Genomic DNA, 14,403 nt, shown 5'->3' with positions numbered 1-14,403 from the left:
TAACGTTAAGCGCTCTTTCATCCAACGAGAGCGCTGGGGGTGCGGCTACATGAATACAGTAGGTAGAGCGCTAACAATTGGCTCCTTAACAGACGCAGGAGCGTGTTGCCAAGGAGGTTGAATATCGTTTTACTGCCGCGTAATTTTATATGTGGGGCATTTTTAAATTCAGCATAATGAATACTAATATTATAAAAACATATATTCCAAAGTGTTGTGCCGGGAGGTAATGGATCCGTTATAAAAAAATACTATTTTCTCGGTAAAAGCACTTGGCGCTGAGGACTTTTACCGTAATTTGCGTTTTTATATTATCTTACCTATGAAGACAAATGCTTACCTGTTTAAAGCGTCAGAAGCTCCGCTACGGTTTTTTTTTCGTGCATTGTCGCTGTTTGGTTTATTACTTGGCTTTTCGCCTGTCAATGCTGATTGGCACGGTGAATTAAGTTTTCGGAGTGACTACGTTTATCGGGGTTATTCCAAAAGCCAGGGCAATCCGGTAGTGCAAGGTCTCATAGATTATGAGAATGCTTCCGGGTGGTTTGTCGGTTTAGGACTTTCAAAAGTTAATTTTAATAGTCAGCCCAATACCAATAGTGCCGAGATTGAAATTAAGCCTTATTTGGGCTGGATATTACCGCTATCCGTTAATTGGAGAACCGAGCTTTCCGCTAACGGTTATGTTTATAACGGCAAACTGTTTGGGCAGCGTGCTGATTACGCAGAACTTAGTGCTACCTTGCATTATAAAGAATGGTTCAGCGGTAAGGTTTCTGTTGCTCCCAATGCTTATCAACGTCATACCACTGTGCCTAGCTATGAAATTAATTTTCGCCGTGATATTTTGGATACAGTACAGATTTCAGGGGGGCTGGGTTATTCACAAAGTTGGAATTTACTCGATCAGGACTATTTTTATTGGAATTTCGGGGCCTCCTGGTTTTTGACGTCCTATCTGACACTTGATGCCCGTTACGTCGATGTTCATTTAAATCAATACAATGAATCGGAATTTGATTTGAATGCGTTCTATCCAAGTCCTTTAGAGAATAAATATTTGCTGTCTATTACTGTAGGATTTTAGAATTTTCTTGCGGCATTTGAACCTTTTTATCTTACTAAGGAATATAACTTATGATGAATCTAAAAACACAAATGTGTTGGTTAAAAAAATGTTGAGTTTAGTGTCTTCCAAGAATCGACAACCAATTTCTGACCAGTCCGATACTGCTAAGGTTGTTGATGAGTATGCTTTGCTTAAGCGTATTATCAAAGGGGATACTTCGGCATTCGAAGTGTTTTACAAAATTTACTATACAAAGCTGTTTCGTTTTATTGTACGAATGACCAACCAGCCTGAATCAGTTGAGGAACTTATCCAGGAAACTTTATTGGTAGTGTGGCAAAAACCCGAGAGTTTTAATCATACCAGTAAAATATCAACATGGGTGTTTGGTATCGCCTATAACAAAGCACTTAAGTTGATATCCAAAAATGCACGTCGCAGTAATGATGTTAATGTTGATGACTTGATTGACACTATCGGTGATCACGCATCCAATCCAGCTAAAAACCTGGAAAGTACTGACTGGTTACGTTGTGCATTGGCAACACTTCAACCGGATCAGCGAGCTGTGATTGAGCTGACCTATTATCACGGTCTGCCTTATCAGGAGATTGCCAAAATATTGAACTGTCCTGAAAACACCGTAAAAACACGCATGTTTCATGCTCGTAAAAAGCTTCAGATTTTTGCAGAAACTCAAGAGAACTAAGGTCATGAATCGACATACTTTTCCATTAACTGATGATCACCAACAAATACAGCTATTGTTACCTTGGTATGTCAATCATAGCCTGGAACAATATGAGCGCAAGCAGGTGGCAAGCCATCTTCGTAGTTGCATTTTGTGTAGTCGGGAATTGGTTGTCTTGCGTAAATTATCCGCTGAAATCAATCAAGCTTCTGTTTTGGATGTGGCGGCCGATGCGTCTTTCGCAGGATTGCGGGCAAAATTGCTAGCAGTTGAACCAGTCAGGTCATCTATCAATCAGCAGAACCTTAGCCGGCTTGGAAAGCCTGCAAGCCTGATGTCAGGCTTGTCTGATAATACTGCAAGTCGGGTTAGACGATTATTGCGCTTTCGCGGCGGCCCTGGAAAATATTTTGCCATTGCGGTATTAATGCTACTGGTGATGATTCCGCTAATCATGCAATTCGAGAGCTCCCCGGTAATAATGGATTATTACACATTATCAAGTGCCAAGCCGGCGTCGCCGAAAGGAGCCAAGTTGCGCATCGTTTTTTCCAAATCTTTGCCGGATATTGTCATTGATTCTCTACTTGAAAAGGTTCGCGGAAAAATTGTCGAGGGCCCTAATAGTGTTGGTGCCTATACGGTAAGCTTGGGTGATGGCCAAGATAGTTCACAATTAACCACCTCCATTGCCTTTTTGCGCAACCAAAAAAATGTGTTGTTGGTTGAACCTGTAATCGAACCCTAAGCCAATTATGACATTATTGCGATCAATTTTGTTGCTCGGCTTGTTAGTACTATTAACTGCTTGTGCAAATACAACTGATTTTCCTCGTTTGGGTGACAGTGCAACAGTTGATCGCCGCTTGCTGGTTACTTTTGTCGACCGGACTATCAATCGGCAATTACCCGGTAACGCGATAGACGGTTATAGGATTCGCGGCCACTATAATAACTCTAGCTGGAGTGAGCGCATTGCTAATGAACTGGCTGATCGCCATCATTTACAGCTTATTGCTCAATGGCCTGTTACTGCATTGGGCGTGAGTTGTGTGGTTTATAATGTGCCGACACAATTACAGTTGCAACAAGTGATGGCAGATTTGCAAAAAGACCATCAGGTCTCATTGGTTCAACAGATGCACAACTTTCAGGTAATGGGCAATAAGCAATCCTCTTCAAAGCCATACAGTGATCCTTATTTACACTTGCAATCAGGCATACAATCACTGCTGATAACGGATCTGCACCGAATTACCACCGGTCGTGGAGTTCGTATCGCTTTAATTGATACGGGTGTCGATCTCAATCATCCTGATCTTCAAGGTCAAATCAACTATACGGAAAATCTTGCTCCCGAACCTATAGATCACAACATGGCCGAGGTGCATGGTACAGCCGTTGCCGGCATTTTATCGGCGCGTCCTGACAATGGCATAGGTATTGTAGGCATAGCACCGGATGCTCAAGTTTTTGCTCTGCGAGCGTGCTGGCCTAATAAGCCCGGTTCGTTAGCCGCTCATTGCAACAGTTTTACCTTGGCACTGGCGCTAAATCAAGCTATTAAACTGGATAGCCGGATAATAAATCTCAGCCTTAGTGGAGCTGAAGATCCTTTATTGCGGCAGTTGATTGAGAAAGCCTTGGAAAAAGGCATTATCGTAATCGCTGCAGTATCTGGAAAACATCAAGCAGGCGGTTTTCCCGCTAATATTTCGGGTGTAATAGCCGTAGGGCAGGGTGGCGAAGCCAATAATCCTGATAATTTACAAATTGTTGCCCCCGGTCTGGATATTTTGACCACTGTTCCGCATCAAGCCTATGACTTCATGACCGGTAGTTCGTTTGCAACGCCCCATATCGTTGGTGTGACGGCGCTGTTGCTACAACTGCATCCTGATTGGCAAGCAAATGATATCAAGCAATGGTTGATTAGTGATTCTAATTTATTGACTGCCCGAGTACTTAATGCGGTGACAGTTATTGCCAAAGAACATTAATAGGTTGAACTCGATGTTCAAGTTTTTAAATTTTTGGCATTCTGATTCATGGGAAATCATACCGCAGCATGATACTGTAGCGAAGCCGTTGGTTCCAGTCGGACTAAATCTCTCCCAACCATATGCTTGTCGGAAGGCATTAACTGAAAAACATCGTCAATAAGTAAAGTCCATTTTTTAAACTTCTCTGCTGAATTCTGGTGCTCCAGCAAAGTATTGATAAATTCGAGCAGCACATCCATTTGAGATTTTCTTTGCAGGGTACCTATAGGTATACGTAGGCGATTTGTTTTCCATACGGGCGGCTGGCGGCTTGGGGTGAACATCTTTTTAATACTTCTTACAATGCTTGTAATATCCGGCCAATTCAATAAACAGATTAGAATCTGCACAAGAAAAATAGCCGATGCTGATTGGCACTGTTAGAATGCCTGATAATAATTATTTAAAAGTTGAGTAAGTAATGAACCCGGAATATACCTTGTCTGACACCCATATCAGTCTCGCTCATGGTAATGGGGGGCGCTTGATGCGGGAGCTAATTGATCAGCTTTTTGCCCGCCATCTAAAAAACGATTTACTGGATACGCGCACCGATGCTGCGCTGATTCCACTAGATCTTAATGCTGGTGATGTGGTTATGACTACTGATGGTTTTACCGTTGAGCCGCTTGAGTTTCCTGGCGGCAACATTGGCAGTCTGGCGGTGCATGGTACTGTCAATGATTTAGCGGTTTCCGGTGCCACACCGCTTTACTTGACACTGAATGCTTTTATCGAAGAAGGACTGGAAATTGCTGTTCTTGACCGGATTGTTCAAAGTATGGCAAAAACCTGTCAGGAATGCGGGGTTAAAATAGTGGCCGGTGATACTAAAGTATTACGGCGAGGGCAGGGTGGCGGTATTTATTTTGCGACAACCGGCATTGGCGTGCGTGATCCACAGTTACAGTTGGGGATTGATCAAATAAAACCCGGTGATGCGATTTTGTTGAGCGGTACGGCTGGCGATCATGGTACTGCGGTGATGCTGGCACGTGAGCAGTTTGGTTTAAGTGGCAGTTTACAATCGGATGCCGCCAGTGTTTTTCCTATCACCCAAGCCTTAATTAAGACCCCCGGCTTACGCTTTATGCGCGATCCAACCCGGGGCGGTATTGCGACAATAGCGCATGAAATTGCCCAAGCAACCGATAACGCGGTACGTTTTTATGAGTGTAAAATTCCTGTTAACGAGCAGGTCAGAGCCGTCGCCGATATGCTGGGTTATGATCCTTTATATATGGCCTGCGAAGGCCGTGTACTGGCTGTTATAGATACGGCTTATGCTGAAAAAGCCATACAGAATCTGCATAATTCAGGTTATTTGGATGCTGCAATAATAGGCCGGATTGAAGCCGGATATCCCCATGCACTAATTGAAACGGTGCTTGGTGGAGAGCGTATTTTACAAGAGCTTGAAGAAGATCCTTTGCCGCGTATTTGTTAAGGAAATTTACTGCACTATCCACGAAAGACATGACAAATATAATAGCAAGGTTATTTTTTTTCTAGTGTTTCAATGCACAACTTTAACAAGCTAATTTTCTCTTCTTTAGATGAATCATGTCCATTGAGTTCATGCAAGATTTTTGACATTACTATTTGTTGAGAAAATACGGTTTTTATGAAAGTTTGCATTAATAATTGATGGATTTCCATATTTGCATCCTTAAAGTGGAATTTATAACCATTTTTCTTAGATGGTAATCCAATATATCAAGCCAAGCAACTTTTAAATAGCCGCTAATGAAATCACACAATACCTCCTGAAAAATCCTGCAAAATAGTTATAAGTTTTTAGATAAATAATTTTGAGCTCGCATGGATACCTATGCTTTAAAGGATGGTATCCGCGTGGGCTCAAAATTTCATCTAATAAACGTTTGATTTCTGAAAGACTATACAACCATGTATTGACTTGTCATTAAATTAAGGTGTGCAGGAGACAATAAGATCATTACTGAACTTGCCAATTTCTTTATCCTTTAGCATAAAAATAGCGGTATAGCGACGTAGTTCGGATTTGCCGGTCTCCCCCCTGCGGCCGATTATCTGTATAGGGCGAGAGTGTAGCCCTACCCAGTAATACCCAATCAATATCATCGCTGCGTTGGCAGTAAACATTAATACCCTCACTGGAATATTTGGTAAATCTTATAACAACCATCCCGCCGGTTTTATCTATAGCCGTTATATTCGGACTGGAGTCGTTTAGGTCGGTATTATGTTCCGGCCCTTCAATACCCAGTTGTGAGCCTTGGGCTTCGGTATAAACCGAGCGAGCTTTGATTCAGCCGGCCTCGCTTCTTATCAAGGCATGTGCTGTTTGCCGACTATTTTTTTTTCTGCAGTGGCTTGTTTGGCAGCGGCGGCATCGTTAGTATGGATTGATTTGGCTCTAAAGTCTTTGCTGGCGGCAATTAAAGCTTTTAGGTCAGCTTCTGCGGTTTCGTATTCAGGTGTTAAACCGGCAATGAAATGCTCAAACCAGATTATAAAATTATGATCTCAGTGGGGAATAAGATTAGACTTGGGCATGGCTCTACCTTCTGTAGTGGGGTTAATGGTGGTTGTTTATAGGCTTTTAGTTTGCGTCAGAAAAATCCTGATTCCGCGTGTAGGTAGTATTTTATAAAACAGTTGCCTTTGCAAGCCTTGATAGCTAAAGCTTAACGGCTTTTTCACTGCGCTCTGATAACTGACCATTACAGCGCAATTATTGGCGTAATCTTGGTATTTACAGGCGAAAAAGTGCTCAGATGCGACTTAAAACTGGTATTCCGTATATAAAAATCGGCTTCTATAGCCTGTTAAGTTATCTATCGTCCAATAAAAGCGGCTTTACGGTTGCTTGGTTACGTGTTTGTGTCACTGGCAGAAACATTTTGTAATTAGAATATTTTATACTCGGTACATTTTCAGGTAAATAATTTTAATGCTTACAGCGATGTGAAGTAGAAATCTGTATAAGCTGGATGAGTTTATTATTAAAATCACTTTAAAAAGTAATTTTTTCTCCTACTTTGGGAATGTTGGCATTCCATCCCATGCGGTTAAAACAGGTTTGCAAGGATAAGGTGGCAGCCTTTTCACCATGAACCAGATAAAGCCGTGGTTGGGGCGCTTTAAAATGACTCGCCCATTGTAATAACTGACTTTGGTCGGCATGAGCGCTTAACGCACCAAGTGTGTGGATTTTTGCTTCTACTTTGATTTCAGAGCCCAGGATTTTTAATACTTTCTTTTTACTGTCAACAAGGATTCGACCCAAGGTACCCTCTGCCTGAAAACCGGTAATAATAATATGGGCGTTGCGACGCCATAAGTTATATTTAAGATGATGGCGGATGCGCCCACCATTACACATGCCACTACCAGCAATAATAATTGCACCACCGGCAATACGGTTGACGGCCATGGATTCTTCAGCAGTCTGTGAATAAATCAGGCCTTTTAGCCAGGTATGCCAACCCTGTGGAGCTATTTTGGTGAATTCAGGATCGTCAATATTAAAAAGTGGGACATTGGCAGCATAAATTTCACTGGCGCTGATTGCCATGGGGCTATCCAGATAAATCTGTTGCTGCGGTAATTTACCCAGTCTTTGAATTTTACCCAGCCAATAAATTAAATCTTGGGTTCGGCCGACAGCAAATGCAGGAATAATGACATTACCGCCGCTTTCTGCCGCTTCTGCCAAGGTTTCGCATAATTCGTTGAGGGTATTTTGTAGTGGTTTATGATCGCGGTCACCGTAGGTAGATTCCAGTAATAAGATATCCGCTTCCGTTAAAATGCTAGGGTCACGTAACAGCGGTGAATTTGGGTTACCCAAGTCGCCTGAGAAAACCAGTGTTTTTATTTTATCATGGTCTTTTATACGCAGACGCACAATGGACGAGCCCAGTATGTGTCCGGCTTCATGGAAAGAAATGGTTATGCCGGCAAGAATTTCTTTTTCTTCACTGTAGGCAATTGGTTGCCTGAGTTTCAAAAGAGCCTGTACATCTTCCAGCTTATAAAGCGGTTCTAGCAGTTTTTTTCCGGCACGTTGACGGCGTTTATTTTCCCATTCGGTATCTCTTAATTGTAGATGCACGGCATCGTTAAGCATTAATTCCAATAGAGGAAAGCTGGCCTCGGTTAAAAATACAGTACCTTTAAAGCCGTCTTTAACCAGTTTTGGCAGGCGCCCACAATGATCAAGATGAGCATGAGAGAGCGCTACGGCATCCAGGCTTGCCGGATCAAAAGGGAAATCTGCTGTATTTTGTTGCTCTGTTTCTTTTGAACCCTGAAATAATCCGCAATCCAGTAATATCCGGAAGGAACCTGTTTCCAGTAAATAACAGGAGCCGGTTACCTGTCCTGTTGCACCATAAAAAGTTAGACTGGTCATGACGTGGCCTTTTTAGTAGGGTTAAGGTTGTCGCCGTTTATGGTGTAGCTTTTCAGGATAAGACGCCAAGCCTGTTCAGCCGTTTCAGCGTATTGAATAAGGTTGCGATCATCTTGTGTGATAACACCTTCTGCTACCAGCATATCGAAGTTAATGAGTTTATTCCAATATTGCTCGCCAAACAAGATAACAGGGATTCGTCTGACTTTTTTGGTTTGAATTAGGGTAAGTGCTTCAAAAAGCTCATCCATTGTTCCAAAACCACCCGGAAAAGCTACCAGTGCCACGGCTCGCATTAAAAAATGCATTTTACGGATAGCAAAATAATGAAACTGAAAGCACAGTTCGGGCGTGATATAAGGATTAGGTTTTTGCTCTCCCGGTAACACAATATTAAGTCCCATACTTTTGCCACCCACATCTGCCGCACCACGGTTGGCAGCTTCCATAATCCCGGGGCCACCACCGGTGACCACCGTTAATGTTGGTTTTATGTTTTTGGCACCCAGAGTAATTAAAGCGCCCAGTTTACGGGCCTCATCATAATAACGGCTTTTATTCAACAGACGACAAGCAATCGCCACAGTATTTTCAAGCTCGGGGTTACTGGGGTTTTTATCAAGTGCTTCTTCGGCATTATGGACTGCTTGAAGCGCAGCTTCATTATCATAAACTCTCGCACTGCCAAAAATGACGACAGTGGCTTGAATATTTTGTTCCAACTGAGTGAGTTCAGGTTTGAGTAGTTCAAGCTGTAAGCGTACCGGTCGTAATTCATCGCGCATAATGAAGTCAAAATCATCATAAGCCAGCCGATAAGATGGCGAATGGCTTTGTGCCGTGCCGTAATCATAAGAAATACTGGTAACAGCATCCTGCTTGGCTGTGGGAAAGGGGCTTTCGCTAGGTATTAAGGTTTTTTTTGCCATCGGATTTACTTATATAAGTTAATATAAATTGAAATATTTATTCTACGTATTTGTTCTTATTGCCATTTAAAAGGGTTGTTAGTGTTAAAATTGTAACAGTAGAAATTGGCTGAAATTAAAAGCTGATTATTTTATAGATTAGAATGTGTTGTATGCAGTTAAGTATATTAGTAAAGGGGATAGTGTATGCTTGATTCGAAAAAATTATTTTTTTCGCAAAAAAGTGCTTTAAAAAGTTGGCTCTGGCGTAATGAACAAGGTATCAGTTTTAAGAAAATTATCTTGGTTATTTTAAGTCGTTTTTTGGTGTTTTTTTGCCTGAGTTTTTCAGTTCAAGGGCTGTTGGCGGCAGATCTCAATAATCAAATTACCAACCCGGTAACTGATGATATAGCGACTGAAAAAGATGTTGTCGTTAGCTCTGTAGCGGATGTCGATATTAAAGCCGTTGCTAACGAAAATACCGGTTTGGCGAATGAACTTAATATTATTTTTGCTTCAAAACAGCATCCTTATTTGCTGCTGTCGAATTTTATTAATCGCGCTAAAGATCTTGAAGCGCTTTATAAAGCGACAGATTATCACTTGTTATGGCTCGACAATACCGATGCAGAAAAAAATATTCTTGATGTCCTCAATTTATTGGATGGCGCCGCAGATAATGGCTTGATTTCAGCAAGCTATGATACCGAAATGCTACGGCAAAAACTGCCAAAAGTATTGGCTATTAATACGACGGATAATGGTCGGCAATTGGCACTTTATGATACGGCTATTAGTTTGACTTTACTGCGTTTTCTTCATGATTTGCATTATGGTCGAGTAAATCCACAAGGCATAAACTATAAACTCGATTTAAGAGGGAAACAGTTGATTGATTTACCTGTGCTGATTAAAGAAAGTTTGGCCTTGGGGACTATCAAGCAACTACCGCTGTTGGTAGAGCCAAAATTACAACAATATCAAAAGTTAAAAACGGCATTAGCGACTTATCGTCCATTGGCAAAAAAACTTCCAGCGTTTCAGTTACGTATTGCGAAAGCCTTAAATCCCGGTGAGAATTTTCAGCAACTTGCTGAACTGGAACAATTTTTAGAATCTGTCGGTGATATGGCTATCGTAAGCGATAGTGGCAACCAGAAACCCACGCGCTATAGCGGCGGCGTTGTTGCTGGAGTTAAAAAGTTTCAGCTTCGGCATGCCTTGGTTGCAAATGGTATTATCGGTAAGGAAACTGTCGCAGCGATGAATGTACCGTTGAATCAAAGGGTAAAGCAAATTGAATTAGCCATGGAAAGATTGCGATGGTTGCCTGAACTTGATACCGGGCCCTATCTTGTTGTTAATATTCCGGCCTTTCAATTATGGGCCTTTGATGACAAGGATCATTTCAATGCAGAGATACCCAGCATGAAAGTTGTTGTTGGTAAGGCGCTAAAAAATGAAACTCCAGTATTGATGGCAACAATGAGTTTTATTGATTTTATGCCTTACTGGAATTTGCCTTACAGTATCGTAAAGAAAGAAATATTACCCAAGCTAATGCAAAATCCTGATTACCTGGATATAGAGAATATGGAGATGGTGACTACTTTTGGTAATGAGATCAAGGCGGTTCCTTTTACGGCCTCATCAATGGCAGAGCTTAAGCAAGGGACTTTGAAAGTTAGGCAACGTCCAGGCAAGAAGAATTCGTTGGGCAGGGTAAAGTTTATTTTTCCTAACAAGGAAGATGTCTATTTACACGATACGCCATCTCAAAGCTTATTTAATAAATCACGGAGAGATTTTAGTCATGGTTGTGTGCGGGTTGCAAATCCGGAAGGTCTGGCTGCCTTTGCGCTTAAAAATCAATGGAACAAAGAGTCTATACATCAAGCACTGAACACCCCTAAAACACAGCGTGTTATCTTAAAAAAGCCAATCCCGGTATTGTTTTTTTACACCACCTCTTTTTTTGATCAGAATAATAATCTCTTATTCTATAAAGACATTTATGACCATGATGCGGTTTTGCTTGAGGCATTGCGCAAACCCGAAGACTTGTCTGATATGTCAATTTTTGTTAGTGAAAGTGTTAAGCCTATTGAGGCTATTACCGCACAATAACAACGATTTTAGAAGCCCGATCTAATTATTCAGTAGACCGGGCTTTAGTTTGATCTGATAAGAGTATTAATAGTTATCTGGCAACAAGTGCATTTCATTACCAGCTTCTAATCTCGCCGGTGTCCAGATGGACAAAACCACTGCGTGGATAGTAACCGACGCCACCTTTTGCCATTGCTATGGCCGCATTTTTAATTGTTTTTGTTGCGACACCTTGGACCTGTATATCTATCGCTCTTCCCTGCATATGAAAACTATGTTCTGCAACTCCACTGCTATGTCTGCGTAACTGGGCGTTAGTAATCGGAGAGCGATAACCGGAGACGATATGAAAAGGTTTGGTAACGCCAAGCGTCTGCTTCAGATCAAATAACTGATCCAGTAATGCGGTATCAATGGGATGAATATCATCGTTATGATAATCACGCATCAGGTAATTTATTTCTTGTAGTGCGTCTTTAATATAACGACCCTGCTCAAAATAAGTTAACTTTAATTTGTCGCCAGTGTGCGCATGTTCAAAAGACAGCGTTTTATATGCAGGGTAACTAATATCCAGTGAGTCAGTTTGGCTGTGCCGGGTAAAAATGCGCGACTGAATAGGTTGGGTGGTGGTTCTACGAGGTAGAGCATAGTTATGTCGACCTTGATGAATAACATGTCGAACTGCTGCAGTTGCAACCTCTGATCCACCCAATGCCAGTAGCGATCCACAAGCTAACTGCTTCAAAAACTTACGTCTTGATGCTATTGCACTGTCTTCGTCAATTGCAGTATTTTTTAATAGTTGCTCGTTCATGTGTTATCTCAGGTGCTACTTATTTTAGCTATTGTGCACGCTTAAGTCTTAAATTAATCTTAAATGAATAATTATATAGTTAATTAAGTATTATCTTGTAAACAATGAATAGTGTCTCAGAAGTGATAAATAATAATATAGAACAGTTGGTTGGAGTCTTGTGTTTAAATATTTAATCGATTAATTGAGATTGTAATGAAACTACCTTTAATAGTCTTGGTTACAGGGATTTATCTGAATAGCCGTATTGAAGTACAGGCCAGCAATGATGGAATACACGTTATATACTGTAGTCTCTTGGTCTAGCGCATTAGTTGAGTTGATAGCGCACGTGCTGCTTTTTTAAATTGGTCCGCATTGGAATTTCTTGGGCTTTCTTAATCTATTGCTATACTGGGCCTGGTTTTACACTATGTATTGCTGATCTTTTAGAATTATTGCCATACTAATTTAGCACAGCTAACGGACGACATAGATATGAGTAAAAAAATTGTTAAACCATCAACTTATCTGATTGAGGTTAAATCGCTTTCTGATCGCATTGTTAAGGCACAGCAACCGATCCGTATCCTTGATGCCATTAAATGGGATGACAGTATCAAACAGGAGTTTTTTAAAGGACACTGTCAAAAATCACCGGTAATAACAACTGATTATTATCAAAATCGTTCGTTGGGCTTTGACCCTACCGAGAAAAAATACGAGTTTTATCAGATTGAGCGTGATTTAGTGCGAAAATTGGGTCAACTCAACCCGCTTAGCGTTATCATGCGCAGGATTTGCCGTGAATATCAAGATGTTGTCCGTATGCTTGAGGCTAGGGGGACGCCAATTTTTTCGAATATATCGCAGGAATTGTATGGCTCATCCCAAGATGTTTTTCATGTCGGAGATCCAACCATTGCCAATCTCGGTAGTATGATGGAAGCAACACTGTCTCAACTCGTGCAACTTGATTTTTTAGCAGAAGAACCCAAGACGATTAATGCAAAAGATGCGGTCGCTATTCTTAACGAAAAAATTGAAAGTGTATTTCCTGGTGATGGTCTACGGGCAATGCTTAGCGATGGAATTGTTGCTGATGCCGCAGCAGGCACTGACTATATCAAATTACGCGCGGATGCCTTGTTTAATATGCGTGATTTGCGGGTTCTTGAAGTTCATGAAATATGGGTGCATTTGGGGACGACTTTAAATGGTCTTGCCCAGCCTTATTGTACCTTTCTTGGCAAAGGCCCACCTTCCGCGACAGTCACTCAGGAAGGCCTGGCAGTATTAATGGAAATATTAACTTTTAGTTCTACACCCAGTCGACTTATGCGCCTGATTAATCGGGTCCGGGCCATTACGCTAGCTGAAGAGGGGGCCGATTTTATGGATATATTTACTTTTTTCAGAGATAAAGGTCTTGATGAAGAAGAAAGTTATACGCTGAGTAGTCGTGTATTTAGAGGCAGTAGTTCGGATGGCTTGCCGTTTACCAAAGATCTGACTTATATTAAAGGCTTCGTACTGACTTATAATTTCATGCGTCTGGCAGTTAGTAAAGGTAAGCCGGATCGTATTCCTTTATTGTTTTGTGGTAAAACCATGATTGAGGATATGAAAGTACTGGTTGATTTGGTAGATGAGGGTACTGTTATAGCGCCCCGCTTCTTACCGCCGCAATTTAGGGATTTAATGGGTTTATCTTGTTGGCTGAGCTTTAGCCGCTTCATGTCATCGCTGAATTTTCGGCAATTAGAGAAGGATTACGCGAATATTTTGTGATGGACATAAACCTGGCAGTATAGTGTGTGCGCATCTATTATCCTGTCTGTTAGCGATACTTTCATCGATCAGTTTATCAATTTAAAGTTAACCAACAATGAAGAGGATTAAATTATGCATGTAACATTCGAACAAGCCGAAAAAGCAATAGCTGTAGCCATAGTTGAGGCAAAAAAAATAGACACCCAGATGTGTATTGCGGTGGTTGATTCGGGTGCTGACTTAAAGGCTTTTGTACGTATGGACGGTGCCTGGGTAGGAAGCGTTGATATTGCCATTAAAAAAGCCAAAACAGCTTGTTTTTTTGCCATGAACACGGGGCAAATCGGTGCGTTATCGCAACCTGGTGGACCACTTTTTGGCATAGAACATTCCAACAACGGCTTGATTACTTTTCCAGGTGGCGTGCCTATAGTCGATGAAAATGGTGTGCTAATTGGTGCAGTCGGAGTGAGTGGCAGCTCGGTTGAAAACGACCATCAAGTTGCGAAAGCTGGCGTTGAAGTCATCGGAGTTACCGACTTACCTGCACATCCGTGGCGAACATAAATTAACCCAATACGGTTTTATCAGCAGCCAGATAGCGTTTCCAGTT

Annotated in this window: 13 protein-coding genes; 8 read left to right on the top strand and 5 right to left on the bottom strand. The window is 41.5% G+C overall.

From position 1 onward, the window contains the following. Positions 1-322 precede the first annotated feature (322 nt). The 4 genes from N7974_RS06825 to N7974_RS06810 all read left to right on the top strand — a co-directional run bounded on the left by N7974_RS06825 (position 323) and on the right by N7974_RS06810 (position 3,760). Positions 323-1,087: a TorF family putative porin gene (locus N7974_RS06825; RefSeq protein WP_262964885.1), complete on the top strand. Its 765-nt coding sequence runs from the start codon at positions 323-325 to the stop codon at positions 1,085-1,087. 88 nt (positions 1,088-1,175) lie between these two features. Beyond that, entirely contained in the window at positions 1,176-1,778 is a 603-nt protein-coding gene (locus N7974_RS06820; RefSeq protein WP_262964884.1) for an RNA polymerase sigma factor, read from the top strand. 4 nt (positions 1,779-1,782) lie between these two features. Further along, entirely contained in the window at positions 1,783-2,508 is a 726-nt protein-coding gene (locus tag N7974_RS06815) for a hypothetical protein (RefSeq protein WP_262964883.1), read from the top strand. A gap of 7 nt (positions 2,509-2,515) precedes the next feature. After that, the gene (locus N7974_RS06810; protein WP_262964882.1) at positions 2,516-3,760 is read left to right on the top strand and encodes a S8 family peptidase; all 1,245 of its coding nucleotides are present in this window, start codon (positions 2,516-2,518) and stop codon (positions 3,758-3,760) included. Positions 3,761-3,816: 56 nt separating this feature from the next. On the opposite strand, the gene N7974_RS06805 is transcribed toward N7974_RS06810, so the two are convergent. Then, on the bottom strand, positions 3,817-4,002 hold the full coding sequence (locus N7974_RS06805) for a hypothetical protein (protein WP_262964881.1): 186 nt from the start codon (positions 4,000-4,002) through the stop codon (positions 3,817-3,819). 221 nt (positions 4,003-4,223) lie between these two features. Between N7974_RS06805 and hypE the strand changes: the two genes are divergently transcribed. Further along, positions 4,224-5,249: a hydrogenase expression/formation protein HypE gene (gene hypE, locus N7974_RS06800; protein WP_262964880.1), complete on the top strand. Its 1,026-nt coding sequence runs from the start codon at positions 4,224-4,226 to the stop codon at positions 5,247-5,249. A gap of 482 nt (positions 5,250-5,731) precedes the next feature. Here the strand turns inward: hypE and N7974_RS06795 are convergent, their stop codons facing one another. The 3 genes from N7974_RS06795 to N7974_RS06785 form a co-directional block, all read right to left on the bottom strand. Further along, positions 5,732-5,926 carry a hypothetical protein gene (locus N7974_RS06795; protein ID WP_262964879.1) on the bottom strand — a complete coding sequence of 65 codons (195 nt, stop codon included), beginning with the start codon at positions 5,924-5,926 and terminating at the stop codon, positions 5,732-5,734. Positions 5,927-6,800: 874 nt separating this feature from the next. Continuing rightward, entirely contained in the window at positions 6,801-8,201 is a 1,401-nt protein-coding gene (locus N7974_RS06790) for an MBL fold metallo-hydrolase RNA specificity domain-containing protein (RefSeq protein ID WP_262964878.1), read from the bottom strand. Next, the gene (locus tag N7974_RS06785; RefSeq protein WP_262964877.1) at positions 8,198-9,130 is read right to left on the bottom strand and encodes an LOG family protein; all 933 of its coding nucleotides are present in this window, start codon (positions 9,128-9,130) and stop codon (positions 8,198-8,200) included. The genes N7974_RS06790 and N7974_RS06785 overlap by 4 nt, the downstream gene beginning before the upstream one ends. Positions 9,131-9,316: 186 nt before the next feature. Between N7974_RS06785 and N7974_RS06780 the strand changes: the two genes are divergently transcribed. Then, on the top strand, positions 9,317-11,239 hold the full coding sequence (locus N7974_RS06780; protein WP_262964876.1) for a L,D-transpeptidase family protein: 1,923 nt from the start codon (positions 9,317-9,319) through the stop codon (positions 11,237-11,239). Between the two features lie 97 nt (positions 11,240-11,336). On the opposite strand, the gene N7974_RS06775 is transcribed toward N7974_RS06780, so the two are convergent. Continuing rightward, positions 11,337-12,038 (bottom strand): DUF882 domain-containing protein, encoded by a 702-nt coding sequence (locus tag N7974_RS06775; protein WP_262964875.1) that lies wholly within the window; start codon positions 12,036-12,038, stop codon positions 11,337-11,339. Between the two features lie 477 nt (positions 12,039-12,515). On the opposite strand from N7974_RS06775, the gene N7974_RS06770 reads away from it, so the two are divergent. Both N7974_RS06770 and N7974_RS06765 read left to right on the top strand, forming a co-directional pair. Beyond that, the gene (locus N7974_RS06770; RefSeq protein WP_262964874.1) at positions 12,516-13,808 is read left to right on the top strand and encodes a flavohemoglobin expression-modulating QEGLA motif protein; all 1,293 of its coding nucleotides are present in this window, start codon (positions 12,516-12,518) and stop codon (positions 13,806-13,808) included. Between the two features lie 114 nt (positions 13,809-13,922). After that, positions 13,923-14,357 (top strand): GlcG/HbpS family heme-binding protein, encoded by a 435-nt coding sequence (locus N7974_RS06765; RefSeq protein ID WP_262964873.1) that lies wholly within the window; start codon positions 13,923-13,925, stop codon positions 14,355-14,357. The last annotated feature ends 46 nt before the right edge of the window (positions 14,358-14,403 follow it).

The sequence above is a fragment of the Methylobacter psychrophilus genome, from assembly GCF_025583945.1.
Classification (GTDB): domain Bacteria; phylum Pseudomonadota; class Gammaproteobacteria; order Methylococcales; family Methylomonadaceae; genus Methylobacter_C; species Methylobacter_C psychrophilus.
Note: the sequence above shows the minus strand (reverse complement) of the source record. Positions and strands in the feature narration are given on the sequence as shown.